Here is a 25,396-nt window from a genome sequence, read left to right as displayed (position 1 = left end):
GTCAGGCGGCGTCGGCCTGCTGGGGAATCCGGATGACCAGGGCGGCGACCAGCATCGCGGCGACGGCCACGCCCGCGCTGGAGAGGAAGGCGACGGTGTAGCCGTGCGTGCCGGTGAGGCCGCCGGCGGCCTGGGTGACCGTGGTCAGGACGGCGAGCCCGAGGGAACCGCCCACCAGGATCGCGGTGTTGAACAGCCCGGACACCGCGCCCGCGTCGGCGGGGTCGACGCCCGTGGTGGCCACCGTGCCCGCCGGCATCATCGTCAGTCCGAGTCCGACGCCGGAGATGACCGTCGGACCGAGGACGGTGCCGAGGAAGGTGCCCGAGGAGGCGGCGAAACCGAGCCAGCCCATGCCGAGCGCCAGGCAGAACAGGCCGGCCAGCAGCATCCGGGTCAGTCCCACGCGGCCGACCGTCTTCATGCAGATCTGCGCGAAGACCAGCAGCACGCCGATCAGCGGCAGGTAGGCGAGGCCGGTCTGCAGCGCCGAGAAGCCGAGGATTTCCTGCAGGTACAGGGTGACGAAGAAGAAGTAGCTCATCTGGGTGGCGCCGAACATCATCATGATGGCGAGCGCGGCACTGGTGTTGCGCAGGCGGAAGACCCGCAGCGGCAGGAACGGGTGCTTCTGGCGGCGTTCGACGGCGAGGAAGACGCCGAAGAGCACGGCCGCTGCCACCAGGAGCCCGCCGCGCAGCGGGGAGGCCCAGGAACGCTGGGTGTCGAGGAAGGCGTAGACGGTCATCAGCAGGGCGGCGGTGATCGTCACCGCGCCCGCCACGTCGATCGCGGGCCGCTCCTCGGCGCGGCTCTCCTTGATCGTGGTGGCGGCGAGCCCCACGACCAGGGCGCCGATCGGGACGGCGGCGAAGAAGCTGAACTCCCAGCCGGGGCCGGACGTCAGCAGGCCGCCGACGAGCAGCCCGAACAGGGCGCCGGCCGCCTGGGCGCTGCCCCACAGGGCGAACGCCCGCTGCCGCGCGGGACCTTCGTCGAAACAGGTGATGATCAGCGACAGGACCACGGGTGCCGTGAGGGCGCCGCCCACGCCCTGCACCGCCCGGGCGACGACCATGACCGCCGGGTCGGTGCTGAAGCCGCAGACGACCGACGCCAGCGTGAAGACGGTGACGCCGGTGATCAGTACCCGGCGCCTGCCGAACAGGTCGCCGATCCGGCCGCCGAGGGGCAGCAGCCCTCCGTAGAGCAGGCCGTAGGCGTTGACGACCCAGGGCAGCCCGGACTGTGAGAAGCCCAGGTCGCGCTGGATGAAGGGCAGGGCGACGTTGACGATCGTCTGGTCCACCTGGATGAGCAGCTCGGCCATCAGCAGGGTGACGAGGATCAGCCGGGCGACCAGTGAAGGGGTGCTCGCCTCGGGGGTCTTACCGGCGGCTGACTGGCCGTCGGCGGTACTGACGGTCATGGCTCTCCTGATCATCGATGCCACACCCGCCCCTGGGGCAGGCTCGGTCGGGGTCACGGTAGGAAGGGGCGGGGCACGGTGGATGCTCAATACAGCGCATCCACCGGACGGCGGCCGAAAACCCCCTGTCACCACTCGATGTGCATGACCTTCGGAGCGCGGATGATCATGTGCGACTTCCAGGTGACCTCGCCGCGGATGCGCAGCTTCGGCATGCCCAGGACGAGCGCCTTGAGCGCCTCCTGCAGCTCCACCCGCGCCAGGTGGGCGCCAAGACAGTGGTGCGCGCCGTGGCCGAACACCATGTGCCGGTTGTCGGCGCGGTCGAGGACGACCTCGTGGGCGTCGTCGAAGACCTCCCGGTCGCGGTTGACGGCGCTGGTGTCGACGATGACCGGCTCGCCGGCCCGCACCGCGACACCGCCGACGGTGAGGTCCTCGGTGGCGTAGCGCGGGGAGATCCCGTTCGCCGCGAACGGCACGAAGCGCAGCAGTTCCTCGACGGCCGCGGGGATCGACTCCGGGTTCTCGCACAGCCGCGTCCACAGCTCGGGCCGCTGCTGCAGGACGTAGACGAAGTTGGAGATCTCGCTGGCCGTGGTCTCGAAACCGCCGATGAGGGTGGCGACGCACAGCCCGAGCAGTTCCGGCTCGGCCAGCCGGTCATGGGCGTCGCGCGCCTCGATCAGGGCGCTGGTCAGGTCGTCGCGGGGTTCGGCCCGGCGCTGCGCGATCAGGTCCTCGAAGTACTTCTGCAGGGCGATGAAGCTCTGCACGCACTCCTCGTCGGTCAGCTCGTTCGTGGACAGGGCCGCGTCGCACCACGCCCGCAGTCGGGGCCGGTCCTCGTCCGGCACACCGAGCAGCTCGCAGATCACCGTGACCGGGATGGCCAGCGCGTAGGAGCCGACCAGTTCGGCGCTGGCCCCCTGCGCCTTCATGTCCTCGACGAGCCCGGCGGCAAGTTCGCCGATCCACTCCCGCTTGGACTCGATGCGTCGCGGGGTGAACGCCTTGGACACCAGGGTGCGCACCCGCGTGTGGTCGGGCGCGTCCATGGTCAGGATGCTCTCCGGCACGGGGCGCGGGGTCATGCGCGGCTCGTCCCGCTCGACCGCCATGTGGCGGGAGAACCTGCGGTCGGTCAGCACGAAACGCGCGTCGGCGTACCGGGTGACCAGCCACGCGGGCTCACCGAACGGCAGCCGCACACGGATCGGGGTGCCGTCCTCGAAGAGCTTCGCGTACTCCTGCGACAGCCCGAGTCCCTCTCCCCCGGCGAACGGGTACGGACATGCTGTCGGCTTCTCGGTGTGCACTTCGGTGCTCAATGTCGCCTGCCTCCTCGGAAATGCCGGCGCGTCCCGTCAGGCCCCGAAGCCTTCGCGGAGCCGCGTGGGCGGCGCTGCGCGCGGCTGACGCCGGGTCACGGTAGCGGCGGCGGCGGCCGCGGCCTGCTCAATCGGGAGCATCGAGCGGTGCGGACCGGACGCGATACTCCGCGCATGACTCAGATGCGGATTCAGGCCGTCTTCACCGTGGATGTCTGGGACGGCACCGACGACGAACCCGTCGACGACGGTCCGGTGACCGGCCGGGTCGAACTGACCAAGACCTACACCGAGGGTGACGTGAAGGGCTCGGCCACGGGTCACATGGTCACCACGCAGGGCCCCGGCGGCGCCGCGTACGTCGCGCAGGAGCGCGTCGTCGGCACCCTGGGCGGCCGTAAGGGCACGTTCGTGCTGGAGCACCGGGCGACGCAGGTACCGGACAGCGATCCGGTGACGTGGGCGGGCATCGTGCCCGGCTCCGGCACCGGCGAACTGGCCGGGATCCGGGGCGAGGGCACGCTCGGACACGGCACGCTCGACCTTCAGGTGGAGTTCCCCGACCCGGCCGGGCCCGCCGCCTGAGACCGGGTCAGCTCTCGGCCACGGCCAGGATCTTCTGCGTCGTGTGGAAGAACCGGGCCGTGGCCGTGACACCGAACGTCTTCTCGATCACGGGGGCCGGGTTGACGGTACGGCCGCCGCGCAGCCGCCACCGCACGGACGCCGTGCCCCCGCAGACGTCCAGGACCTCCCAGTCGCCGCGCGGGGAGCGCGGCGGCAGCGTGCCGTGGGCCAGCGGGCCGGAGGCGAAGACCAGCGAGAAACGCTCGTCGGGGGCCGGCCGCAGGTCCGTGAAGGGCGACGCGGCCAGTTCGGCGCGCAGTTCCGGCACGGTCCGCACGATGGCGGGGATGTCGAAGCCGAACGTCTTCGCCAGCGCCGCCTCGATGCTCGCGGTGAGCCGGACGCGGTCGGTCTCGGCGGTGGTGAAGAAGGCGTTGCCGCTGGCGATGTAGGTGCGCACGGCGCCCAGTCCGAGGCCGGACAGGGTCTCGCGCAGCCGGGCCATCTCGACCTTGCGTGCGCCGACGTTGACGGCCCGCAGGAAGGCGATGTGGGTCTGCTCGGTCGTCATGCGGGCGTGGTCCCTCCCCCTGGCTGTGCCGTCGGCTCGCCATGATGTCATGCGGCGCCGCTCAGAACGTCCGCTCGGCTGCCGGGAACCGGTTGTGCGCGGCCTGCGCGCGGGTCAGGTCCTCGACGAACGTCTCCAGCAGGGCCTGGTCGTCCGGCAGCCAGTGGTAGTGGCCGCCGGACACGCGGCGCAGGCGGAAGGAGCGGCGGGTGTAGCCGCGCCAGGCCCCGAGCTGCGCCGCGCTCACGGTGGGGTCGTCGCGGCCCGCCAGCGCCGTGACGGGGGCGTGCACCGTGTTGTCGAGACCCGCCCGGTAGGACCGGGCCAGCGCCAGGTCGGCGCGCAGCAGGGGCAGTCGGAGCCGCGCCAGCCGGGCGTCGGCGAACGCGCCGGGGTGGATGTGGGGCCGGCGGCGGGCCCGCGCCAGGAACGCGTCGTCCGCCAGGTGTTCGGCGGGCTCGTCGTACCGGGCGAGATGGGGTGCCGCGGCCCCGGAGACGTACAGACGCTCGGCGACCAGTTCGTGGTCCCACTCCAGCCTGGCCGCCACCTCGAAGGCGAGGAGCGCGCCGAAGCCGTGGCCGAACAGCGCGAACGGCCGGTCGCACAGGCGTGCCGCGGCACCGACCAGGTCCTGCAGCAGGGGTTCCAGGCCACGGCAGGGCTTCTCCCGCATCCGTGCGCCGCGGCCCGGCAGTTCGAGGGGGGTGACGGCGATGTGCGGCTGGAGGCGGTCCGCCCAGGGCAGGTGGACGCCCGCCGGGGCACCGGTGCAGGGCAGACAGAACAGGCGCACCGACATGCCGTTCATGGGCGTACCGCCGAGGTGCGGGCCGGGACGTGCGCCGGACTGGTCCGCGGGCGCGTGCGGGCGGTGGCGCGAGGGTGCGGGGCGGGGCGGTGCGGACGCCGTTCGTGAGGCACGGTGCTGTCCCCTCGTGTGTCCCGGGGCCGTTTCGGCAGGCCCCTCATGGCGCCGGACCCTACGGACGCGCCGGGCCGGCCGCCGATTTCTGTAGGGACTTGGCCCCGCGGTCTGCAGCGGCTCTCGAGCGGTTCTCCGGGGGCGCTCCCTAGCGTGCGTGCGGGGACGACCGGTTTCTGCTGGAGGAGGACCGATGAGTGGTGACACCCTGCCCGGCGCACCCCGGCGGCGGCCACGCCTGATGGCCGTGCACGCCCACCCGGACGACGAATCCAGCAAGGGCGCGGCCACCATGGCGAAGTACGCCGCGGAAGGCGCCGACGTGCTGGTGGTCACCTGCACCGGGGGCGAGCGCGGATCCCTTCTCAACCCGCGCTTTCCGCGTCCGCGCGGGCGGGTGGACATGGGCGCGCTGCGCGCGGCGGAGATGGAGCGGGCCCGGCGCATCCTCGGGGTGCGGCAGTGCTGGCTCGGCTACCGGGACTCGGGACTGCCCGGGGAGGGCGAACCGCTGCCCGCGGACTGCTTCGCGCGGGCCGACCCGGCAGCGGCGACGGCCCGGCTGGTGGCGCTGATGCGGTGGTTCAGGCCGCACGTCGTCACGACGTACGACGAGGACGGCGGCTACCCGCACCCCGATCACGTGATGGCGCACCGGGTCACGGTGGCGGCCTTCGCGTCGGCCGCCGACGGCTCGGCGCATCCGCTCGCGGGGCCGCCGTGGCAGCCGCTCAAGCTGTACTACAACCACGGCTCGCACCCCGCGCGCAGCGCGGCACTGCACCGGGCGCTGAGGGAGCGCGGCAGCGACGCGCCGTACGCGCCGCTGCCCAACGAGCCGGTGCGGCAGCCGGAGATCACCACGCGCGTGCCGTGCGCCGGCTACTTCCCGGTGCGCGACCGGGCGTTGCTCGCCCATGCCTCTCAAGTGGACCCGGACGGTGTCTGGTTCGCCGTGCCGACCGCGCTCCAGCAGGAGGTGTGGCCCACCGAGGACTACACGCTGGCGCGTTCCCTGGTGCCGGTCCGCCTGCCGGAGAGCGATCTGTTCGCCGGGATCGAGGTGGCGGCCCGGGCCGCGCACCCGGAGCCGTCCCGGCCGGTGCCCGCCCCGCTCGCGGGCTGATCGCCGAGCGGGGCAGGGTCATGGGCCGGGCCGTGGTCGGGCCGTCCCTCACGTCGTCGTGGGCCGGGCTGTGGCCGTGCGGTCGGGGAGGGCGAGGTGGTCGCCGTCCCAGCGGGCGCGCAGGCGCCGGTCGTGGGAGACCAGGACAAGGGTGCCGGAGTAGTCGGACAGGGCCTGTTCCAGCTCCTCGTTCAGGGCGGGCGAGAGGTGGTTGGTGGGCTCGTCGAGCAGCAGGGCGTCGCTGGGCCGGCTGAGCAGACGGGCCAGGGCCAGGCGCTGGCGCTGGCCGGTCGACAGCTCCGTGACGCGGGCGGTGAGCCGCTCGGCGGTGAACAGGCCGAGCGCCGAGAGCCGTTCGGCGTGTTCCTCGGGGGTGCCGGGCATGCCGCGCGCGTACGCCTGAAGCACGGTCTCGCCCGGGCGTCCGGGGCCGGGTTCCTGCGGGAGGTGCCCGATGCGTCCCCGCCGGGTGACCTGCCCCTCGTCGGGGCTGAGGCGGCCGGCCAGGACGCGCAGCAGCGTGCTCTTGCCGGTGCCGTTGCCCCCGGTGATCAGCAGCCGGTCGCCGGCCTTGACGGTGAGGTCGGTGCGGGGCAGTCGGCCGGTGACGGCGACGCCCTCGGCGTCCAGGACGGTGCCCGTGAGCCGGCCGGACCCCAGGACGGGAGTGAAACGCAGCGGCTCGGGCGGCGCCGGCACGGGGTCGGCGAGCAGCCGCCGCAGGCGTTCCTCGGCGTTGCGGACACGGCTGGCGAGGGACTGCTGGACGCGTCCGGCGGCCCGGTCGTAGGCCATCTTGTTGCCGTCGGTCATGGCGCGGCCGGGAGCGACCCGGCGGGCGGTGGTCGTGGCCGCCTCGCGCAGGGCGGCCACCTCGTCCTCGAAACGCGCGTGGCGCTGAGCCCAGCGGGTGCGTTCCGCGGCCTTCTCGGCGAGATAGCCGTCGTATCCGTTGCCGTACCGGGTCAGGGTGCGGCGGTCGGCGTCGACCTCGAGCAGGGTGGTGGCGACGCGGTCGAGGAAGGTGCGGTCGTGGGAGACCACGACGGTGGTGCCGCGCCGTGTGCGCAGATGGTCCTCGAGCCAGGTCAGCGCGTTGTCGTCGAGGTGGTTGGTGGGCTCGTCGAGCAGCAGCACCTCGTAGGAGGCGGCGAGCAGGGCGGCGAGGCGCAGCCGGACCTGTTCTCCGCCGGAGAGGTCGCCGACGGCGCGGTCGCGGGGCAGGTGGGCCAGGCCGAGACCGTGCAGGGCCCGTTCGACGCGGGCGTCGGCCTCGTAGCCGCCGCGCAGTTCGAACGCGGTCATCACCTCGCCGTACTCGGTGAGGACCGCTTCGTCGCCCTCGCCCATGGCGGCCTCGAGCAGGCGCATGCGGCTCTCCAGGGCCCGCAGGTCGCTCAGGGCGCGGTCGATGGCCTGCTGGACGGTGTGGTGCGGGGGCATCTGCCCGTCCTGGGGCAGGTAGCCGATGCCACCGTCGGCCTGAACGACGATCTCGCCGCTGTCGGGCTGCTCGGCCCGGGCGAGCAGGCGCAGCAGGGTGGTCTTGCCCGATCCGTTCTCTCCGATGATGCCGGTGCGTTCACCCGCGGCGAGGGCGCAGGTGACGGAGTCGAGGACGAGCCTGCCGTGGTACGCCTTCGTGACGGCGCGGACGCTGATCTGCGTGGGCATGGGGGTGCTCCGGGGCGTTGGGGGTCGGGGCGGCCTCGGTGGGCCGCGGGATCGGGTGAGCGCCCCGGATGAGCATGTCCGCCTCCACTACTGCGACAACTGTTGCATTAAGATGCTGTCATGGCGGTGCTGGTGGGAGCAAGCGGGAATTCCGGCGTGGCGCCCGGGTCCTCCGGTCCGGACGCGGACGGGGGGCGGGCGGGGGCGCCGGTGCGCCGGCCCGGGGGCCGCAGCGCGCGGATCCGCGCGCAGGTGCTCGCGGCGGTGCGCGAACAGCTGGTGGAGCGGGGGTACGACGAGCTGACGGTGGACGCGGTCGCGGCGCGAGCGGGCGTGCACCGCACGACGGTGTACCGGCGGTGGCGGGACGTGGGCGGGCTGCTCGCCGATGTGCTGGACGCGGCGGGCGACGAGGAGTGGCGCCCGGCGGACACCGGCACCCTCGAAGGCGACCTCGCGGCCGTCAACGCCGAGGTCGAGACGGCCCTGGCCGCGGATCCCCCGGTCACCGCCGCGCTGATCGCGGCGTCCTTCCGCTCGGAGGAGGCCGCGCGGGCGCTGCGGCGGTTCTGGGAGGAGCGGTACGCGCGCGCCGCGGTCGTCGTGGAGCGGGCGGTACGACGCGGGGAGTGCCCGCGGGACACCTGTGCCCGCCGGGTCCTGCTCGCGGCCTCGGGCCCGCTGTACCACCAGATGGTTTTGGTGCGCGGCGCGAGCGACCCCGGCCTGGGCCGCCAGACCGCACGGGCCGTGGCCCTCGCGGCGCAGCACGGCGTCTTCGCGACCGGGGAGCCCTCCGGGGAGCCCGGTTCGAACGGCCCGGGCCCCGCGGGGACGGACCTCGGTAGCGGCGCCGGCACGGGAACCGGCACGGGCCTCTGAACCGGGTGCCGAGGCGGATGGTGCGGCGCCGAGAGGAGACGGGGACACCGCCGGGGCGAGCAGGGCGGCGCCGAGGGGAGGCAGGAAGACGGGCGGGGTGAACGTCACGCCGTCGTCGGCGGCGGCCGCGAACACCGCAGGGGCGGACGTCACGCCGTCGGCGGCGGCGGCCGGGAACACCGCCGCGGCGGACGCCACGCCGTCATCGACGGCAGCCGCGAACACCGCCGCGGCGGACGCCACGCCGTCGGCGGGAGGCGGGAAGACGGGCCGGGCCGGAGCCGGGTGCGGCGGGGGTGCCGAAGCGGTGGGCCTGGACGCCGCCGCGTCGAAGGTCGGGGTGGTCGGTGCGGTCGGCCCGGTCGGGGTGGTCGGGGCGATCAGCTCGGTCGGCAAGGTCGACACGTTCGGCGCGATCGGCACGGTCGGGGGTACGGCGTGGGACACGGGGCGGAGGGGTGTGGGGAGGCGTCAGTGCAGGGCGGGCACGGTGGCGCGCACGCCGTCCGGGGACCGGCACGGGTCGACGGCCCCGCAGTCCGCGGCCAGGTGCGCGGCGCGGCGCAGGAGGGCGGCGGCACCGGGGTCGTCGAGCAGGCTCAGCGCCCGGCCCAGATCGGCGTACGCGCGGGCCAGTTCGACGCGGTCCCCCGAGGCCCGCAGGAGAGCAACCGCCTGCCCGAGCGTCGCCGGCCGATGTGCCGGGAGCTGCGTCTCGGCGTACAGCCGCAAGGCCGCACCGTGGACGCGGGGGGCGATCGGGCCGGGCTCGGCGAGCAGCTCGGCGAGCAGTTCACCGGCCCGCTTCGGGCGGCCGAGCCCCAGCAGGGCCTCGGCGGCGCCGGTGCGCCAGCCGTGGGCGCTCGGCCCCGCGGGGGCGTGACGGCGGGCGATCCCGCCCAGCCGCTCGAACGCGGCGAGGGCGTCCTGGTGGCGGTGTCCGGCCAGGTGGTGCCGGCCCTGGGCACGCAGATACGCGAGGACCGGCGCCAGGTGGCGGGCGGGAGAGGGGTCCGCCGGATCACCGTCCGGGGCGTCCTGGGCGAGGTGGTGGGCGGCTTCGGCGAGACGACCCTGTGCGGTCAGTGCCTCCGCGAGGACGGCGGCGGGCCGCACACGCCGGGGGGACCCGAGCGGGCCGGCCGCCCGCAGCGCGGCGGCGGCCTGGTGTTCGCACGCGGTGAGGTCGCCCAGGCTCAGCAGGGCTTCGGCGCGCAGCGCGCCGAACTCCGCCGTCCAGCCGGGGCACCCCTGCCGGGCGGCGCGCCGCAGCAGCGCCGCGCTGCGGGCGGCTGCCCGGTGCGGGTGCCCGGCGTGCAGGAGGCCTTCGAGCGTGTGGAGTTCGGACCGGAACGGCGCCGGACGCCGGGAGGAATGCGCGGGGCGGACCATGGCCGCCAGTGAACCGGACGTGCCGGGTGGCAACCACGGTGCTCGACCGGAACTCGAGCCGGCGTGTACCGCGCCCCGAGCACGCGGCTCGGGCGAGCCGCCGGGGGGCGCGGGCCGCACGGGCTCGCGTTTCCCGACGCGGGCGGGACACCGTCCGTCCCCGCACGGCGGAGCGCTGCCGCCCCCGCGCGCCCGCGATCCGGAATCCCGCACGGGCGGCGCACCGCGTCGGAGCGGCGACCGCACGACAACGCCCCTCCCGGACACGGGCGGCCGGGCCGTGTCGGGCCGCTCCGCGCCGGGGTGAGCCACGCCGGGCCAGACCGGGCCGAGCCGGGCCAGGGCCGGGGCCGGGCCGAGCCACGCCGGGCCGAGCCGCACCGCGCCGAGCCGCGCCAGGCCGAGGCGCGCCGCCCCGGCCGCCGACCAGAGGTGCCCGGTCGGCGGCCGTGGGCACCGCCCCACTCCGCCACCGGGCCGTCTCAGGGGCACCGGCCCTCCGGCCGCGCAGTTCGCCACCCGACGGACACGAGCGGGCGGGCCGTGCGCGGGCGGCAGGCCGGGCGGGACAGCTCCCGGCACCGGCCGCGCAGTTGCCTGACCCGCCGGACGGAAGCGGACGGGCAGACGGCGGAGGGCAGACAGGGACGACCGGCAGGCGGGCGGCAGACGGCAGGCCGCTACCGGTGCCCTGTCCGGCGGAGCGGGACAGCGGACGGCTACCTGTGCGTCGAGGGGTGGACCGTCGTCCACGCGCCGAGGTCGTCGGAGCGCAGCAGGGCCGTGCCGACGAGGAGGCCTCGGTAGCCGGCGGACAGCAGGCGCCCGGCCGCCCCGGGGCTGTCGATTCCGCTCGCGCTGACCGGGCAGGGCGTGCCGGCGGCGCGCAGGGCGGGCAGCAGGGCGATGCTGCGCTCCAGGTCGGCGGGGCCGCGTTCGCGTGTCCTGATGTCCTTGTTGTTGACGGCGATCACGCAGTCCCCGGGGCGCGGCACGCGTTCCAGTTCCGCCTCGCCGGTGATCTCCACGAACGGGGTGAGCCCCTCGCGCAGAGCGGCGTCGACCAGGGTGCGCAGCGCGGAGGCGGGCAGCAGACCGGCCGTCAGCAGCACGGCGGAGGCCCCGAGTTCGCGTGCGGCGGTGAGCTGGTCGCGCCGGGTGATGAAGTCCTTCTGCAGCAGCGGCACCGACGCGTGCCGGGCGACCTCCCGCAGCAGCCCCGGTGTGCCGCCGAACCAGCGGCCGGTCACGACGGACAGGCAGGGCGCGCCCGCCGCCTCGTACACGGCGACGAGTTCGGCGGGGTCGCGCCCGGCGAGGAGGTCCGTGCCGTGGGCGTCGCGCGGCTTGATCTCCATCACCAGCGGGCGGGGCGCGGCCAGCAGGGCCTCGATGAAGGGGGAGTCCATGACGGCCGTTGTACGGCGCGGGCTTGGTGTGCCGCTGGAGCGTGGGGCGCACCGGCCCGCGCGGCGCCGTGCACGGGCATCGCTCCCCGCCGCCCGAGCCGGACTCCAGCGGAACCTGACACCTTCCTTTTCGACGACCCCCCACCGAGACCCAGGAGAGTGAGATCTTCGTGTCCACCCCCGTACTGGGACGGCCCCCGGCACAACCGGAGCAGCGTCAGGAACGACGGGCCCGGGGCGGCGGTCCCCGCGCCCGGCGCAAGGAGTTCCGGTTCGGCGCCCGGGGACGGAAACTGACCCTTGCCGTGCACATCACCTCGTCGGTCGGCTGGATGGGCCTGTCCCTGTCGATGGCGACCCTCGCCCTGATCGGCTACACGACCTCGGACCCCGGTGTCGCCGAGGGCGCCTACTACGCCATGTACGTCTTCGACGAGACAACGGTGTCGCTCGTCGGCCTCACCAGTGGCGTCTCCGGCGTCCTGCTCGGCTGCGGCACGCCCTGGGGGCTGCTGCGCCACTGGTGGGTGCTGGTGAAGTGGGTGCTCGCCCTGGTGGTCCTGGTGTTCGCCTGGGCGTACACGCACCCCCTGGTGCTGGCCGCCGCGCGGCGGGCCGGTGAGGCAGGCCAGGACGCCTACCGGCCCGGTTCCGAGGCCACGCTGCTGGTGTGGACCGTACCGCCGCTGTTCGTGGTGCTGGTCTTCCTGTCCGTGGTGTCCGTCTACAAGCCCTGGGGGCGCACCGCGCGCGGCCGGCGGTACGCCGCGGCGGCCCGGGCCCCGAAGGCCCCGGCCGCCGGATCCGGCCAGGACGTCCCGGTCGTGGTCGCCGCCGTGGAACGCCTCGCCGACGGCGTGGTGGGGCTGCGGCTCGAGCCCGTCGCGGACGAGTCCGTGGCGCCGTGGACGGCCGGCGCGCACATCGACCTGGTGCTGCCCTCGGGCCGGGTGCGCCAGTACTCCCTGTACGGCGATCCGCAGGACCGCTCCTGCTACCGGGTGGCGGTGCTGTGCGAGCCCGCGGGCCGCGGGGGTTCGGTGGAGGTGCACGGGCTGAAGGCCGGTGACCGCGTCGCCGTGCGCGGTCCGCGCAACCACTTCCCGCTGGCCGACGCTCAGCGGTACCTGTTCGTGGCGGGAGGCATCGGCGTGGTGCCGTTCCTGCCGATGATCGAGGAGGCCGAACGGCGCGGCGCGGACTGGCAGTTGGTGTACGTGGGGCGTGGCCGGGCCTCGATGGCGTTCCTGCCCCGGCTGGAGCGCTACGGCTCCGAGCGGGTGCGGGTGTGCCCGCGCGACGAGGCGGGCCGCCCGGATCTGGCGGCGCTGCTGGCCGGCTTGCCGGCGGGCACGGCCGTCCACTGCTGCGGCCCGGACCGGATGATGCGCGCCGTGGAAGAGCTGATGGGCACCGCCTGTCCGCAGGGCACCCTGCACCTGGAGCGCTTCACGCCCAGCGTCAGGCAGGCCGCCCCCGGCGGCGACCGGCCCGTCGAGGTCGAGCTGCGCGGCACGGGCGCGGTGGTCTCGGTGCCCGCCGGGCGCTCGGTGCTGGAGGCGTTGCGCGAGGTCGCGCCGGGGCTGTCGGCGTCCTGCGAGGACGGGCTGTGCGGCAGTTGCGAGCTGCGGGTGCTGGAGGGGGTGCCGGACCATCGCGACGACGTGCTGTCACCGGGTGAGCGGGAGCGTACGGATGTGATGTATCCGTGCGTCTCGCGGGCCCGCACCGACCGGCTGGTCGTCGATCTGTAGCAGCACCGCTTCCGCTCGCCGGCCCACGCCGTGGCACTCCCTCTCCGGGGGGAGGTGCCACGGCGTTCCCGTGCGTGCAGCGGCGCCGCGCGCGGCGCGTGGGCGCGGAGGTCAGGCGGGGGCGGCGGTCCAGGTCTCGCGGATGGCGCGGGCGCGCGGCGCGCTCAGCAGGCCGTCGCTTCCGCGGGCCGCCGAGTCCACGTCGACGCCGAGGAAGCGCGGGTGGGCGACCAGACGCGCGTAGGCGGCGCGGTTGCGGGCGTGCAGGCCGCCCGCCAGGAGGAAGGGGCGGGTGAGGCGGTCGGCGACGGCGGTGGCCGACGCGGCGTCGAGCGGCTCGCCGGTGCTGCCCAGGGCACCGCCGGCGGTGGCGGTGTCCAGCAGGAAGACGTCGGTGCCGGTGCGCGCGTAGGCGCCCAGCAGGGGTGCTTCCAGGCAGCGCCCGCCGCGCAGATGCAGGGCCTTGACGACCGTGAGGTCCTCCCCCGCGTGCCGTTTGAGGGCCCGCACCAGGGCGGGCGGCTGGAATCCGTGCAGCTGCACCCAAGGGGTACGGGCCGCCCGCAGCGCCGCGGTGAGGGTCTCGCCGTCCGCGCACAGGGTGACCAGGACGGGCGTGAGGCCCGCGGCACGCGCCGTGTCGGCCAGCTCCGTGAGCCGGTGCCGCGACAGGTCGGCGTGCCCGCCGGGGACACCGTGCCACAGGCCGACGAGGTCGGCGCCGGCGGCGGCCATGTCCTGGACCTCGCGTCCGGTGACGGCACCGCAGAACTTGACCAGCGTCATGCCGCGCTCGCCCCGCCGGCGTCGGCGGTCAGCGACCCGGCGGCGAACGCGGTGGCGCCGGACCGGAACAGGCCGGGGTGCGCGGCGCGCAGGTCGGCGAGGACGGCGTCGTAGGGCAGGTCGTCGAACTCGCCGTGGTGGCGGACGAACTCCATCTGGCGGCGGCCCTCGGCGTCGAAGGGGTGGTGGACGCTGTCGGCGGTGCCGTCGAACTCCAGCGGCGCCATCCGGTACAGCCGGCACAGGGTCTTGTTGAACACCGGTGTCGCCTTCACCCAGCGGCCCTCCAGAAACACCGAGGTGAGGCAGTGCTGGTGGAAGACGTCGCCGCCGAGCAGCCGCACGAGCCGCGGCGAGGCCAGGTGGTTGCGCACGTCGGTGAGGACGAGCCGGGCGGGGATGCCCAGGTGGCGCAGTGCGGCCGCGTAGACGACGGACTTGTGCAGGCACATGCCGGAGCCGGCGCGCAGCACACTGCTGGCGCGCAGGCCCCGGTGGCTGAGGTCGGCGCCGTAGACCTCGTAGCGCAGGCCGTCGCGCACGGCGTAGTAGAGGGCGACGGCCTGCTCGGTCGGTGTGGCTCGGGCGGCGGTGTCCGCGAGTGCGGTGCGCACGAACGCGGCGACTTCGGGGGTGTCGTGGTCGAGGAAGGCGGTGGGACGCAGGGCTGCGTCGGTCATGGGCGGTTGTCCTTTGCTGGGTCGTTCGCCCCCGGGTGGGGCGGCGGTGTCCGGTCCGGGGCCGCCTCGAAGCGCGGGCCGGTACGGCGCGCTCCCGTGTCACAGGCCGAGCATGGCGGCGACGCGGTTGCGCTGGATCTCGGAGCTGCCCGAGTAGATGGTCCCGGCGACCGCGTTGCGCAGTTCCTTCTCGATGCCGTACTCCGTCATGTAGCCGTTGCCGCCGAAGATCTGCACGGCGGCCAGGGCGGAGGCGACGTTGGCCTCGCTGGTGACGAGTTTGGTGATGGCGATGTCCTCGGTGACGTTCTCACCGGCCGCGAACTTCTCGGCGGTGCCGAACAGCCAGCGGCGGGCCGTCTCCACACCGATGCGCATGTCGACGATGCGGTGGGAGACGGCCTGGAAGGAACCGATCTTCGCGCCGAACTGGGTGCGGGTGCGGGCCTGTTCGACGCAGCGGGCGAGTCGGTGGCTCATCTCCCCCGCGGTGACGGCGAAGGAGCACAGGATCTCCCACTTCATCACGTGATCCAGGACCAGGAAGCCGCCGCCCGGGCGGCCGAGGACCCGGTCGGCGGGCACCCGGCAGTCGTCGAGGAACAGCTCCGCGAGCGGGGAGGTGCGCAGGCCCATCTTGGACACGGGCCGGCCGACGCTCAGGCCGGGGGTGTCGCGGTCCACGAGGAACGCGGTGATGCCGAGCGGGCCGCCACGCGGGTGGGTGCGGGCGTACACGACGAACACGTCGGCCACCGGACCGTTGCTGACGAAGGCCTTGGTGCCGTTGAGGACGTAGGTGTCGCCGTCGCGGTCGGCGCGGGTGCGCATCGCGAGGGCGTCCGAACCGCTGTCGGGCTCGCTGATGGCGTGCGCGCCGATCAGTTCGCCGGTGCAGACTCCCGGCAGGTAACGCTCCTTCAGCGCGGCGGAACCGAAGCGGGTCAGGGGTACGCCGGTGCTGACCATGTGCGTGCACACCGAGAAGCTCAGCCCGGCGTCGCGGCAGCCCTCCCCCAGGCCCTCGAGGACGTACATCGTGGTCGGCAGGGACTGGCCGAGGCCGCCGTAGCGCTCCTCGAAGGGCAGGCCGAGGATGCCGGTGGCCCGCACCATGTCCCACTTGTCGCGGCGGAAGGCGCCCTCGGCGTCCTGCTCGACGTGCCCCTCGCTGAGTCGCTCCAGCCAGGGGTCGAGGCCCGCGCGCAGTGCCTTGTCGTCGTCGCTGAAACGCATCTCACCGCTCCCCTGTACGGGCCGGGCGGGGGGCGGGCGCGGTGGCGGCGGTCATGTGCGGGACTCCTTCGGGCGGGGCGGCGGGGCGGCGCAACCCCTCGACGAAACGGGCCAGTTCGCCGACCGGGTCGCGGCCGGCCGCGCGGGCGCGCTCGATGTGGGCGACGGCGGCGCTGCCGATCACGGCGGCGTCCGCGCCGAGCCGGCCGAGCGCGGCGACGTCGGCGGCGTCACGCACGCCGAAGCCGACGGCGACGGGCACCCGCGCGGCGTCGCGCAGGGCACCGATCGCGGCGGCCAGCGCGTCCTCGTCGAGCGGCCGGGTCGTCCCGCTGCGTCCGTAGTGGGCGACCAGGTACACATAGGCGGAGGCGTCGGCGGCGGCGCGGGCGACGGCGTCGGGACGTGAGACGGCGTAGCAGCTGGCCACGACGGGCAGCGCGGCCGCGTCGGCGGCCTCGAGGTAGGGCTCGCGCATCCGGGGCGGCAGGCCGTGCAGCAGCAGCCCGTCGCAGCCGGCGGCGGCCGCCCGGGCGGTGAAGGGCCCGAGGCCGGGTCCCTTGACGGTGTGTCCGTAGTCGGCCAGCAGGGCGATGCGCAGCCTGCGCAGCGAGGGCCGCAGCGCGGCGACGGTGTCGAGGACGGCCTGGGCCGTGACGCCCGCCTCCAGCGCGCGGCGGGCGGAACGGCGCACGACGGGCCCGTCGGTGACGGAGTCGGGGAAGGGCACGGCGAGTTCGAGGCACTCCACACCGCTGTCGTCGAGCATGGCGGCGAGGTCGGGCAGCAGCGCGAGCGGCGGGTCGCCGGCGTTGAGGAAGACGGCGAGGCCGGTGCCCGCGTCCTCGCGGGGCGGGAAGAATCCCCGCTCGGTGGGCTCGACGGGCGCCATGGCGGCTCTCCTTGACGGGCGGCTCACCCGGTGTGCCGGGCGAGGTGGGTACGGGCGACGCGTTCGCGGTCGACCTTTCCGGTGCTGGTCCTGGGCAGCGGCTCCTCGGTGATCCGCACCGACGTCGGGATCGCCGCCCGCGGCAGCCCGCGGGCCAGATGGCCGCGCAAGACCAGGCTGTTGAGGTGGTGCGCGGCGCTGTCGCGGCGCACCACCGCGTGCAGCAGCCGGCCGGCCACCGGATCGGGCAGGGCGAGGACGGCGGCCTCACGGACCTCGGGGTGGGCGAGCAGGACCGCCTCCACCTCCTGCGGGTTGACGCGCACGCCGCGGACCTTGACCTGGAAGTCGGTACGGCCCTGGAGGGTGTAGGTGCCGTCCTCGGCGCGGTGCACCAGGTCGCCGCTGCGGAAGTAGCGCCGGCCGGCCAGCCCCTGGGGGTGGGGTGCGAACGCCGCCGGTGACGCGGCGGCCCCGAGGTAGCCGTCGGCCTGGAACGGGGTCGACACGTACAGTTCGCCGCGGCCCGGGCCGTGCACGACGCTGCCGTCGTCGGCGACGACGAGCGCGTCCACGCCGGGCAGCGGGCGCCCGATCGGCAGGGAGCCGGACGCCGCGTCGCGGGCGGGGTCGATCTCGTGCAGGAAGCTGTCGTTGGTCTCGGTGCAGTCATAGAGGTTGTGCAGCCGGGCCCGGGGCAGCAGCGCGGGCAGTTCGGCCAGCAGGGGTGCGGGCAGGGCGTCGCCGGTGGTCACGGCGTGGCGGACGCGGGGCAGGGCGCGTCCCTCGGCGGCGTCGGCGAGCAGCCGGTAGAACATCGGCACGGCCTGGACGACCTCCACGCGGTGCCGCTCGGCGAGGCGGAAGAGGTGGCCCCCGCGGGTGGCCCGTTCGGGGTCCGCGAGGACGACGCGGCCGCCGCGGGCGAGTGTCGTCCATACGTCCAGCAGGCACAGGTCGAAGTTGAGGGGGGCGTGGTTGAGGACGGGCGTGTCCTCGCCGATGCCGAACGCGGGGCCCGCCCACGCGATGAACCGGTCGACGGCAGCCGCGCTGATCGCCACGGCTTTGGGCACACCCGTGGAGCCGGAGGTGGTGAGCACGAAGGCGGTGGCTTCCGGGCGCGGCGAAGCCGGCGGGCGGGGCTCGTCGGCCGTGTCCTCGTCGGTGGCGGACACCACGTGCCGCACGCCGGCCGACTCGTACAGCCGGGTGCGGACGTCGGCGCCGAGCGTCGGTGACGGCAGCAGTACCGGCCGCCGCTCCAGCAGGCAGGCGAGCACCAGGGCGAGGGTGGCGGGGGTCTTGACGGCGATGACGGCGACGGGCTCCCCGGCAGGCAGGCCGAGGCCGGCGAGGCGGGCACGCTGTGCGGTCGCCCGGCGCAGCAGCGCGCCGTAGGAGACGTCCTCGTGATCGCCGGTCAGCGCCACGGCGTCCGGTCTGCGCCGGGCCTGCGCGAGGAAGCCGTCCACCAGCGTGACGTCCATGCGTGCGTCCCCCTTCGGGCGTTGTCGCCCCGATGATCGGCCGCCCGACTGGAGCCACGTTCGAGCCCCGCTGTACGGCGCCCACCACCGCGGCACCGCCCGCGCGACCCGGTGCCGTCACCGCAGCGCGGCCCCGTCCCCGCGACGCGGCCCCGTCCCCGCGACGCGGCCCCGCCCGCGCGACGCGGCCCCGTCGACGCGGTCCCGGCCGCGTTGGCGCGACGCCGCCCGCGCAGCGCGGTACCGTCCCCACGACGCGGCCCCGCCCGTACGACGCGGCCCCGCCCGCGCGATGCGGTGCCGCCCACGCGACACGGCCCCGTCGACGCGGCCCCGGCCGCGTTGGCGCGGTCCCGCCCGCGCAGCGCAGTCCCGTCCCCACGACGCGGTCCCGGCCGGGTTGGCGCGGTGCCGCTCGCGCGGCACGGTCCCGTCGACGCAGCGCAGTCCCGTCCCCGCGACGCGGCCCCGCCCGCGCGAGGCGATGCCGCCCGCGCGACGCGGTCCCGTCGGACGCGGTCCCGGCCGCGTCGTGTCGGCCGCGCAGCGCGGTGGCCCGCCGCGCGGTGCCTGCCGCGCGGCGCGGTGGGTTCCCCGGTGTCCGGCGGTGGTCGCCGGACGTGGTGGTGCCGTGGACACGGAGGGGGCGTGTCCACGGCACCTGGAGGGGTGGCTCTTCTTTTGTCGGGTGAGGCGGTGGGGGTGTCAGCTGCGCGGGGTGCGGAAACGGCGTACGGACAGCGGGAAGAACACCGCGAACAGGAGGGCCGGCCACAGCACCGCCATGAGGGTGGCGTGCTGCGCGATCCAGGACTCGCCGCCCCAGCCGGGGTTGCCGAAGAGGTGGCGGGTGGCGGCGACCGTGGAGGACAGCGGGTTCCACTCGGCGAGGGTGCCGAGCCAGCCGGGCATCGTGGCGGGGGCGACGAAAGCGCTGGTGAGGAAGCCCACGGGGAACTCCAGGGTCTGCACCAGGGTGATGCCCTCGGGTCCCTTCATCAGCAGCCCGACGTAGATGCCCACCCAGGTCAGGGCGAAGCGCAGCAGCAGGAGCAGGCCGGCCGCCGACAGGGTCTCGGCGGCGGTGCCGTGGGCCTCCCAGCCGACGGCGAGTCCGACACCGAACAGGACGGCGAGCGCGAGGGCCGAGTTCAGCAGATCGGTGACGCAGCGGCCGACGAGGACGGCGGACGGCGCCATCGGCATGGTGCGGAAGCGGGAGGTGACGCCGCGGTTGTGGTCCGCGGCGACGGCCGTGACGGTCTCCCCCATCCCGAACACCATGGTCATGACGAACATGCCGGGCAGGAGGAACTCGCGGTAGCTGCCGCCGCCCGGCACCTGCATGGCGCCGCCGAAGAAGTAGCCGAACATCAGGACCATCAGCACCGGGAACATCAGCGAACCGATGAGCGTCGACGGCTGGCGCGCCCAGTGCTGCAGCCCGCGCAGGGTCAGGGTCCAGCCGTCGGCCAGCGCCCAGCGCAGGCGGGCGAGGGGGCCGCGGGGAAGGTCCGGGATCGCGATGCTCATACCGGCATGCCCTCCATGGTCGTCGGGTGCGGGGTCGGGGTGTCCGCGTGGGTGCCGGGAGCGGACCCGGTCAGGTGCAGGAAGACCTCGTCCAGGGTGGGGCGGCGCAGCGCGATGTCCTCCGCGGTGATGCCGGCGGCGTCCAGGGCGCGGACGACCTCGGTCAGTGCGCCGGCGCGGTCCCGCACGGGCACGCTGATCCGTCGGGTGTCCTCCTCGGTCACCGGTTCGGCCGCGCCGGCGCGGGCCAGTGCCGCCGTGGCGGCGGGCAGGTCCGCGGCCCGGCGCACCACGACCTCGACGCGGTCGCCGCCGGTGCGGCGCTTGAGCGCGTCCGGTGAGCCCTCGGCGATGACCCGGCCGGAGTCGATCACGAAGATGCTGTCGGCGAGCTGGTCGGCCTCCTCCAGGTACTGCGTGGTGAGCAGCACGGTGGTACCGCCGTCGACGAGGGAACGCACGGCGTCCCAGACCTCGTTGCGGCTGCGCGGGTCGAGGCCGGTGGTCGGCTCGTCGAGGAAGAGCACCGGCGGGGAGAGCACCATGCCGGCCGCCAGGTCGAGGCGGCGTCGCATGCCTCCCGAGTAGTCCTTGACGGGTTTGCCGCCGGCGTCGGCGAGCCGGAACCGCTCCAGCAACTCGTCCGCCCGGCGCCGGGCGGCGGCCGGGGAGAGATGGTGGAGGCGGCCGAACATCACCAGGTTCTGCCGCCCGCTGAGGACTTCGTCCACCGCCGCGTACTGGCCCACCAGCCCGATGCGGTAGCGCACCTGGGCCGCCTGGCGGGCCACGTCGAAGCCCGCCACCTCGGCGCGGCCGCCGTCGGCGGACAGCAGGGTGGACAGGATGCCGACGGTGGTGGTCTTGCCGGCTCCGTTGGGACCGAGCAGACCGCACACCGACCCCTGGGGCACGACGAGGTCGAGGCCGTCGAGCACGGTGGCCTTGCCGTAGCGTTTGCGGAGCCCTTCGGCGACCACGGCCGGCTTGCTCGATTGCACGGGGATGTCCTTTCGTCGCGATCGCCTGGGAGGCAAGGTTCGCGGGTGCGGGTCGGGCGCGGGTGGAGCCGGCCCGGAGCGGGCGGCCCGGCCCCGTCGGCCCAGGGGCGTGTGCGCCGGGTCAGGCCACGCGTTCGTAGTGCACCGTGTAGATGCCGGGCTCGCCCGTGCTCAGGGCGCGCAGTGCGGCCCGGTGTGCGGCGAAGTCCGGGTGGCGTACGGCCTGTTCGAAACTGTCGCGGTCCTGCCACTCGGCCACGTTGACGTACGTCGCCGGGTCGTCCGCGTGCTTGAGCAGGCGGTGGCGGACGAAGCCGGGCCGGGTGCCGAAGAACGCCGACGTCCGCTCGAAGGCCCGCTCGAACTCCTCGGGCGGCCCGGTCACGGTGAAGCGGTTGATGAAGGTGATCACAGCAGTTTCCTTCGGGAGACGGGTCAGTCGCCGCGTCCCGGCCGCGGGCGGACGGACAGGGTGTGCCGGAAGACGCCGCGGGGGTCGTAGGCGGCCTTGACGCGCTGGAGCCGGGGGTAGGCGTCCTTGTAGTAGAGGCGCTGCCAGGGGACGCCGGAGGTGTTCCAGCGCGGGTCGGCCATGTCGATGTCCGGGTAGTTGATGTAGCAGCCGTCGCTGTCGCGTCCGGGCACGGGCACACCGCCGGTGGAGGCGTACACGTCGCGGTACAGGCGGCGCAGCCAGTCCACGGCGTCGGTGTCGGCGTCGGGGTCCTGCCAGGTGTTCATGAACAGGGCCTTGAGGACCGAGTCGCGGTGGGTGGAGGCGGTCGCGCCGGGGGCCACGGTGTTGATCCGGCCGCCGAAGGACTGGAGGGACACCGAGGCGGTGTCGTGCCGGTGGCCGGTGCTGTTGAGGTAGGTGTACAGCACGTCGGCCTGGTCGTCGCGGTAACCGCGGCGCAGGTAGGCCGACTTGATCTTCTGCCGGCCGACCTCGGCGTCCTGGTTGGCGGCCAGTCCCTCGGTCGCGGTGAGCCAGGGCTGCTCGGTGATGTCGAAGAACTGCGGTGAGCCGCCGACGCCGTCGGCGACGGCCTCGCCGTAGGCGCGCAGCAGCCGCTCGGCGTCCGGGCGGGTGCCTGCCATGTGCGCGAAGCTGATGGCGGCCGGGCCCGGGTCGGCGGACGCGGAGGCGGGACGGCCGAACAGCACCAGGCCGCCGAAGAGGCCGGCGTAGGGGGAGTCGGCGCCGCTGTGGCGCTCGTGCCACTGCCCGTGGTTGCGCACCAGGCGGCGGAAGGAGGCCCGGTCCATGCCCTCGCGCGGGAAGTACACGGTGCCGGCCAGGACGGTGCCCGGCGGGCGCGGCAGCAGCCGGGAGGGGTCGTCGCAGCCGGCGGGCGCCTGCGGGGAGCGGAACCAGTAGCGGGTGACGACGCCGAAGTTGCCGCCGCCACCGCCGGTGTGGGCCCACCACAGGTCGCGGTGCGGGTCGTCGTGGTCCCGGGTCGCGACGAGCGCGCGGGCCCGGCCGGCGGCGTCTACGGTGACCACCTCGACGGCGTGAAGATGGTCGGCGGCCAGGCCGAACGCGCGGGAGAGCGCACCGTAGCCGCCGCCGGTGATGTGCCCGCCGAGCCCGACGGTGGCGCTGGCGCCTCCGGGCAGGGTGACGCCCCAGCCGTAGAAGAGCTTCTTGTACACGTCCATCAGGCGGGCCCCGGCCTCCACCATGAACGCGCGCCGCCGCGGGTCGTAGGTGACGGCGTCCATGGCGGCGAGGTCGATGACGATGCGCACGGCCGGGTCGCCCACGACGTTCTCGAAGCAGTGGCCGCCGCTGCGCACGGCGATGCGCTTGCCGTCGCGTACGGCGTCACCGACCGCGGCGACCACCTCGGCGGTGGTGGTGGGCAGCCGGAACGCCTCCGGGTGCGCGGTGAAGCGCTTGTTGCTGCCCCGGGTGGCCAGGGCGGCGTAGCGCGGGTCGGTGGGGGTGACGGTGGTGCCGGTGGTGTCGGCCGGGGTGCCCTGCGCGGCGCCGGCGGCCGTGAGGCCGGCCGCGCTGAGGCCCGCGGCGGCCCCCGCGGTGAGCGTGCCGGCAACGAACCGGCGTCGGCTGGGACGGGTCATCGTGCGCCTTTCTCGAAGGGCGGGACAGCGGCCCGGACCGGTGGTGCGCGCCGGGGGCGGCGCCGGGCGGTGCGGGCCGGTGGGAGCAGTGGGACGGGCGGGACGGGTCGCGGGTCAGCCGGCGCTGAGGATCGCGGCGGAGTTGAAGCCGCCGCGGCCGCGGGAGAGGACCAGGGCGTGCCGGACCCGCGTCTCGCGGGGCGTGGTGACGAGGTCGATCGGGCAGTCGGCGGCCGGGCGGGTGGTGCCGGTGGTCGGCGGGATCACCTGGTCGCGCAGGGTGAGCAGGGCGGCGGCTACGTCGAGGGAGGCGCCGCCCGCGAGGAGGCGGCCGGTCATCGACTTGGGCGCGGTGACCGGGACGGCGCGGGCGCCGAACAGGCCGGCGAGCGCCTGCGCCTCGGCACGGTCGGCGGCGCGTTCGCCCGCCGCGTCCGCGAAGACCACGTCGATGTCACCGGGCTCGAGTCCGGCGTCGGCGAGGGCGAGCCGGGCGGCGTCGCCCAGGCGGGGGGTGCCGGGGCCGTCGAAGGTGGCCGCGTACCCGGTGAACACCCCGTACACGCGCGCCTCGCGGGCCCGCGCGTCGGCGGCGCTCTCCAGCACGAACAGGGCACCGCCCTCACCGACGACGTGGCCGCGCGCCGCGGCGTCGAAGGGGAGGTAGGCGCGGGCGGGGTCGGCCACCGGGCTGAGGTCGCCGGCCGCGAGATGTGCGGCCCATCCCCACGGGCACAGCCCCGAGTCGACGCCGCCGGTGACCATCATCCGGGCGCCCTTGCGGATCTGGCGCCGGGCGTGGGCGAGGGCGTCGAGACCGCCGGCCTGTTCGGCGACGACGACACCGCTGGAGCCGCGCAGCCCGTGCCGGATGGAGATCTGACCGGTGTTGACGGCGTAGAACCAGGCGAAGGACTGGTAGGCGCTGACGTGCTGGCCGCCCTTGCTCCACAGCGCCTCCAGCTCGCGCTGCCCGAACTCGAAGCCGCCGGCGGACGACGCGGTCACCACTCCGGCCCCGTAGGCGGGCAGCGCGGCCGGATCGGTCCCGCAGTCGTCCAGGGCCTCCTTGGCGGCGGCCAGCGACAGCCGGGTGACCCGGTCGGTCTGCGGCAGCAGCCGGCTGGGCAGGTGGTCCTCGTCGACGAAACCCGGGACCTCACCGGCGATGCGCACCGGATAGCGCGAGGCGTCGAAGCGGGTCAGGGGGCGGATACCGCTCTCCCCGCGCAGGGTGGCCGCCCACCAGGCCTCGGTGCCCAGGCCGTTGGGGGCGGTGACGCCGATGCCGGTGACGACGGACCCGGTGGTCGAAGGGGTCTGCCGCGCCGCGGCGGGACGGTCGAGGGTGGCCGTGGTCATGCCGCCTCCTGAAGTCGCGGCCGGGTCAGGACGATGGCGCTCTGGAAGCCGCCGAAGCCGCTGCCGACGCTGAGCACGGTGTCGGTGCGCTGCTCGCGCGCGGTGAGCGGGGTGTAGTCGAGGTCGCAGGCCGGGTCGGACTCGTGCAGGTTCGCGGTGGGAGGCACCGTGTTGTGCTCGATGGCCAGGGCGCTGGCGGCCACCTCCAGTGAGCCGATCGCGCCGAGCGAGTGCCCGATCATCGACTTGATGGAGCTGACCGGCACCCGGTAGGCGTGGTCGCCGAGGCTGCGCTTGAACGCGGCGGTCTCGTGGCGGTCGTTCTGCTTGGTGCCGGAGCCGTGGGCGTTGATGTAGTCGACGGCGGTGGCGTCGAGGTGTGCCTCGTCGAGGGCGGCGCGGATGGCCTCGGCCATCTCCGCGCCGTCGGACTTCAGCCCGGTCATGTGGTAGGCGTTGCTGCGCCCGGCGAACCCGGCGATCTCCGCGTACACATGGGCGCCGCGCCGGCGGGCGTGTTCCAGTTCCTCCAGGACCAGCACGGCCGCGCCCTCGCCGAGCACGAAGCCGTTGCGGGAGCGGTCGAAGGGCCGCGAGGCGGTCTCCGGCTCGTCGTTGCGGGGGCTGGTCGCCTTGATGGCGTCGAAGCAGGCCACGGTGATCGGGGAGATCGGTGCCTCGGTGGCGCCGGTGACCATGACGTCGGCGCTGCCCTCGCGGATCAGGTCGACGGCGTGGCCGACGGAGTCCAGTCCCGAGGTGCAGCCCGTGGACACCAGGGAGACGGGGCCCTGGGCGCCCACGGCGCGGGCCACTTCGGCGGCCATGGAGCTGGGCACGAAGTAGTCGAAGAGATGGGCGACGGCCCGGGTGTGGTCGACCTCCCAGGTACTGCCGTTGTCGCTGACGACGCCGTACTCGTTGTCGAGGCCGGTGGTGCAGCCGACGGCGCTGCCCAGGGTGACGCCGGTGCGGACCGGGTCGAGCGCACCGTTCAGCCCGCTGTCCTCGACGGCCTCGCGGGCGCTGACGAGGGCGAACTGGGCGGCGCGGTCCAGTCGGGCGGCCTCGGCCGCCGTGAATCCGTGAGCCGCCGGGTCGAAGTCCGCTTCGGCGGCGATGCGCGAGCGGAACGAGGACGCGTCGAACAGCGTGATGCCGCGCGTGGCGGTGCGGCCCGCGGTCAGCGTGTCCCAGAACGCGCGGGTGCCCACGCCACCGGGTGCCACGACCCCGATGCCGGTGATGACGACCCGTCTCATCGGTTG

General features: G+C 74.9%; 22 protein-coding genes. 4 read left to right on the top strand and 18 right to left on the bottom strand.

The genetic code is table 11. The features are described from left to right. Position 1: 1 nt before the first annotated feature. Positions 2 to 1,429 (bottom strand): MFS transporter, encoded by a 1,428-nt coding sequence (locus AB0E88_RS00760; RefSeq protein ID WP_361621491.1) that lies wholly within the window; start codon positions 1,427 to 1,429, stop codon positions 2 to 4. A 128-nt stretch (positions 1,430 to 1,557) separates the two neighbouring features. Next, on the bottom strand, positions 1,558 to 2,760 hold the full coding sequence (locus AB0E88_RS00755; protein ID WP_361621488.1) for a cytochrome P450: 1,203 nt from the start codon (positions 2,758 to 2,760) through the stop codon (positions 1,558 to 1,560). Positions 2,761 to 2,934: 174 nt separating this feature from the next. On the opposite strand from AB0E88_RS00755, the gene AB0E88_RS00750 reads away from it, so the two are divergent. Next, positions 2,935 to 3,345 (top strand): DUF3224 domain-containing protein, encoded by a 411-nt coding sequence (locus AB0E88_RS00750; protein WP_361621485.1) that lies wholly within the window; start codon positions 2,935 to 2,937, stop codon positions 3,343 to 3,345. A gap of 7 nt (positions 3,346 to 3,352) precedes the next feature. Here AB0E88_RS00750 and AB0E88_RS00745 read toward each other — a convergent pair whose 3' ends face one another. Next, complete coding sequence (locus AB0E88_RS00745; RefSeq protein WP_361621482.1) at positions 3,353 to 3,898, bottom strand: DUF1697 domain-containing protein; 546 nt, start codon at positions 3,896 to 3,898, stop codon at positions 3,353 to 3,355. A gap of 61 nt (positions 3,899 to 3,959) precedes the next feature. Next, entirely contained in the window at positions 3,960 to 4,709 is a 750-nt protein-coding gene (locus tag AB0E88_RS00740; protein WP_361621479.1) for a thioesterase domain-containing protein, read from the bottom strand. Between the two features lie 307 nt (positions 4,710 to 5,016). Here AB0E88_RS00740 and mca point away from each other — a divergent pair, with 307 nt between their 5' ends. After that, entirely contained in the window at positions 5,017 to 5,949 is a 933-nt protein-coding gene (gene mca, locus AB0E88_RS00735; protein ID WP_361621476.1) for a mycothiol conjugate amidase Mca, read from the top strand. 48 nt (positions 5,950 to 5,997) lie between these two features. Here the strand turns inward: mca and abc-f are convergent, their stop codons facing one another. Then, on the bottom strand, positions 5,998 to 7,623 hold the full coding sequence (gene abc-f / locus AB0E88_RS00730; RefSeq protein ID WP_361621473.1) for a ribosomal protection-like ABC-F family protein: 1,626 nt from the start codon (positions 7,621 to 7,623) through the stop codon (positions 5,998 to 6,000). Positions 7,624 to 7,743: 120 nt separating this feature from the next. Here abc-f and AB0E88_RS00725 point away from each other — a divergent pair, with 120 nt between their 5' ends. After that, a complete protein-coding gene (locus AB0E88_RS00725) occupies positions 7,744 to 8,505 on the top strand; it encodes a TetR/AcrR family transcriptional regulator (protein WP_361621470.1) in 762 nt (253 codons plus the stop codon). Between the two features lie 471 nt (positions 8,506 to 8,976). On the opposite strand, the gene AB0E88_RS00720 is transcribed toward AB0E88_RS00725, so the two are convergent. Further along, positions 8,977 to 9,897: a hypothetical protein gene (locus AB0E88_RS00720; RefSeq protein ID WP_361621467.1), complete on the bottom strand. Its 921-nt coding sequence runs from the start codon at positions 9,895 to 9,897 to the stop codon at positions 8,977 to 8,979. Positions 9,898 to 10,616: 719 nt separating this feature from the next. Next, positions 10,617 to 11,306 carry an indole-3-glycerol-phosphate synthase gene (locus tag AB0E88_RS00715; RefSeq protein WP_361621464.1) on the bottom strand — a complete coding sequence of 230 codons (690 nt, stop codon included), beginning with the start codon at positions 11,304 to 11,306 and terminating at the stop codon, positions 10,617 to 10,619. A gap of 170 nt (positions 11,307 to 11,476) precedes the next feature. Here AB0E88_RS00715 and AB0E88_RS00710 point away from each other — a divergent pair, with 170 nt between their 5' ends. Continuing rightward, the gene (locus AB0E88_RS00710) at positions 11,477 to 13,060 is read left to right on the top strand and encodes a PDR/VanB family oxidoreductase (RefSeq protein ID WP_361621461.1); all 1,584 of its coding nucleotides are present in this window, start codon (positions 11,477 to 11,479) and stop codon (positions 13,058 to 13,060) included. Between the two features lie 111 nt (positions 13,061 to 13,171). Here AB0E88_RS00710 and AB0E88_RS00705 read toward each other — a convergent pair whose 3' ends face one another. From AB0E88_RS00705 to AB0E88_RS00655, 11 genes are all read right to left on the bottom strand, one after another. Then, on the bottom strand, positions 13,172 to 13,846 hold the full coding sequence (locus tag AB0E88_RS00705; RefSeq protein ID WP_361621458.1) for an N-(5'-phosphoribosyl)anthranilate isomerase: 675 nt from the start codon (positions 13,844 to 13,846) through the stop codon (positions 13,172 to 13,174). Beyond that, a complete protein-coding gene (locus AB0E88_RS00700; RefSeq protein WP_361621455.1) occupies positions 13,843 to 14,526 on the bottom strand; it encodes a transglutaminase domain-containing protein in 684 nt (227 codons plus the stop codon). The genes AB0E88_RS00705 and AB0E88_RS00700 overlap by 4 nt, the downstream gene beginning before the upstream one ends. A gap of 99 nt (positions 14,527 to 14,625) precedes the next feature. Next, positions 14,626 to 15,762, bottom strand: coding sequence for an acyl-CoA dehydrogenase family protein (locus tag AB0E88_RS00695; RefSeq protein ID WP_361621452.1), 1,137 nt, complete (start codon positions 15,760 to 15,762; stop codon positions 14,626 to 14,628). 1 nt (position 15,763) lies between these two features. After that, complete coding sequence (trpA, locus tag AB0E88_RS00690) at positions 15,764 to 16,654, bottom strand: tryptophan synthase subunit alpha (RefSeq protein ID WP_361621449.1); 891 nt, start codon at positions 16,652 to 16,654, stop codon at positions 15,764 to 15,766. 23 nt (positions 16,655 to 16,677) lie between these two features. Continuing rightward, the gene (locus tag AB0E88_RS00685) at positions 16,678 to 18,144 is read right to left on the bottom strand and encodes an AMP-binding protein (RefSeq protein ID WP_361621446.1); all 1,467 of its coding nucleotides are present in this window, start codon (positions 18,142 to 18,144) and stop codon (positions 16,678 to 16,680) included. A 705-nt stretch (positions 18,145 to 18,849) separates the two neighbouring features. Continuing rightward, a complete protein-coding gene (locus tag AB0E88_RS00680) occupies positions 18,850 to 19,677 on the bottom strand; it encodes an ABC transporter permease (RefSeq protein ID WP_361621443.1) in 828 nt (275 codons plus the stop codon). Further along, positions 19,674 to 20,678 carry an ATP-binding cassette domain-containing protein gene (locus AB0E88_RS00675; RefSeq protein ID WP_361621440.1) on the bottom strand — a complete coding sequence of 335 codons (1,005 nt, stop codon included), beginning with the start codon at positions 20,676 to 20,678 and terminating at the stop codon, positions 19,674 to 19,676. Before AB0E88_RS00675 ends, AB0E88_RS00680 begins: the two co-directional genes overlap by 4 nt. Positions 20,679 to 20,799: 121 nt before the next feature. Further along, the gene (locus AB0E88_RS00670; protein WP_361621437.1) at positions 20,800 to 21,090 is read right to left on the bottom strand and encodes an antibiotic biosynthesis monooxygenase family protein; all 291 of its coding nucleotides are present in this window, start codon (positions 21,088 to 21,090) and stop codon (positions 20,800 to 20,802) included. A 23-nt stretch (positions 21,091 to 21,113) separates the two neighbouring features. Then, positions 21,114 to 22,766: an FAD-binding oxidoreductase gene (locus AB0E88_RS00665; RefSeq protein WP_361621434.1), complete on the bottom strand. Its 1,653-nt coding sequence runs from the start codon at positions 22,764 to 22,766 to the stop codon at positions 21,114 to 21,116. A gap of 114 nt (positions 22,767 to 22,880) precedes the next feature. Continuing rightward, the gene (locus AB0E88_RS00660) at positions 22,881 to 24,128 is read right to left on the bottom strand and encodes a ketosynthase chain-length factor (protein WP_361621431.1); all 1,248 of its coding nucleotides are present in this window, start codon (positions 24,126 to 24,128) and stop codon (positions 22,881 to 22,883) included. Further along, the gene (locus tag AB0E88_RS00655; protein WP_361621428.1) at positions 24,125 to 25,390 is read right to left on the bottom strand and encodes a beta-ketoacyl-[acyl-carrier-protein] synthase family protein; all 1,266 of its coding nucleotides are present in this window, start codon (positions 25,388 to 25,390) and stop codon (positions 24,125 to 24,127) included. Before AB0E88_RS00655 ends, AB0E88_RS00660 begins: the two co-directional genes overlap by 4 nt. Between the last annotated feature and the right edge of the window lie 6 nt (positions 25,391 to 25,396).

Origin of the sequence: Streptomyces sp. NPDC028635, from assembly GCF_040637635.1 — a bacterium.
Taxonomy (GTDB): Bacteria; Actinomycetota; Actinomycetes; order Streptomycetales; family Streptomycetaceae; genus Streptomyces.
This window is presented reverse-complemented; position numbering and strand designations above follow the sequence as displayed.

Excerpts from the sequence above, each read along its gene's own strand:
- AB0E88_RS00760 (WP_361621491.1), bottom strand. The coding sequence starts at position 1,429 with ATGACCGTCAGTACCGCCGACGGCCAGTCAGCCGCCGGTAAGACCCCC.
- AB0E88_RS00750 (WP_361621485.1), top strand. The coding sequence starts at position 2,935 with ATGACTCAGATGCGGATTCAGGCCGTCTTCACCGTGGATGTCTGGGAC.
- AB0E88_RS00745 (WP_361621482.1), bottom strand. The coding sequence starts at position 3,898 with ATGACGACCGAGCAGACCCACATCGCCTTCCTGCGGGCCGTCAACGTC.
- AB0E88_RS00740 (WP_361621479.1), bottom strand. The coding sequence starts at position 4,709 with ATGAACGGCATGTCGGTGCGCCTGTTCTGTCTGCCCTGCACCGGTGCC.
- mca (WP_361621476.1), top strand. The coding sequence starts at position 5,017 with ATGAGTGGTGACACCCTGCCCGGCGCACCCCGGCGGCGGCCACGCCTG.
- abc-f (WP_361621473.1), bottom strand. The coding sequence starts at position 7,623 with ATGCCCACGCAGATCAGCGTCCGCGCCGTCACGAAGGCGTACCACGGC.
- AB0E88_RS00725 (WP_361621470.1), top strand. The coding sequence starts at position 7,744 with ATGGCGGTGCTGGTGGGAGCAAGCGGGAATTCCGGCGTGGCGCCCGGG.
- AB0E88_RS00720 (WP_361621467.1), bottom strand. The coding sequence starts at position 9,897 with ATGGTCCGCCCCGCGCATTCCTCCCGGCGTCCGGCGCCGTTCCGGTCC.
- AB0E88_RS00715 (WP_361621464.1), bottom strand. The coding sequence starts at position 11,306 with ATGGACTCCCCCTTCATCGAGGCCCTGCTGGCCGCGCCCCGCCCGCTG.
- AB0E88_RS00705 (WP_361621458.1), bottom strand. The coding sequence starts at position 13,846 with ATGACGCTGGTCAAGTTCTGCGGTGCCGTCACCGGACGCGAGGTCCAG.
- AB0E88_RS00700 (WP_361621455.1), bottom strand. The coding sequence starts at position 14,526 with ATGACCGACGCAGCCCTGCGTCCCACCGCCTTCCTCGACCACGACACC.
- AB0E88_RS00695 (WP_361621452.1), bottom strand. The coding sequence starts at position 15,762 with ATGCGTTTCAGCGACGACGACAAGGCACTGCGCGCGGGCCTCGACCCC.
- trpA (WP_361621449.1), bottom strand. The coding sequence starts at position 16,654 with ATGGCGCCCGTCGAGCCCACCGAGCGGGGATTCTTCCCGCCCCGCGAG.
- AB0E88_RS00685 (WP_361621446.1), bottom strand. The coding sequence starts at position 18,144 with ATGGACGTCACGCTGGTGGACGGCTTCCTCGCGCAGGCCCGGCGCAGA.
- AB0E88_RS00680 (WP_361621443.1), bottom strand. The coding sequence starts at position 19,677 with ATGAGCATCGCGATCCCGGACCTTCCCCGCGGCCCCCTCGCCCGCCTG.
- AB0E88_RS00665 (WP_361621434.1), bottom strand. The coding sequence starts at position 22,766 with ATGACCCGTCCCAGCCGACGCCGGTTCGTTGCCGGCACGCTCACCGCG.
- AB0E88_RS00660 (WP_361621431.1), bottom strand. The coding sequence starts at position 24,128 with ATGACCACGGCCACCCTCGACCGTCCCGCCGCGGCGCGGCAGACCCCT.
- AB0E88_RS00655 (WP_361621428.1), bottom strand. The coding sequence starts at position 25,390 with ATGAGACGGGTCGTCATCACCGGCATCGGGGTCGTGGCACCCGGTGGC.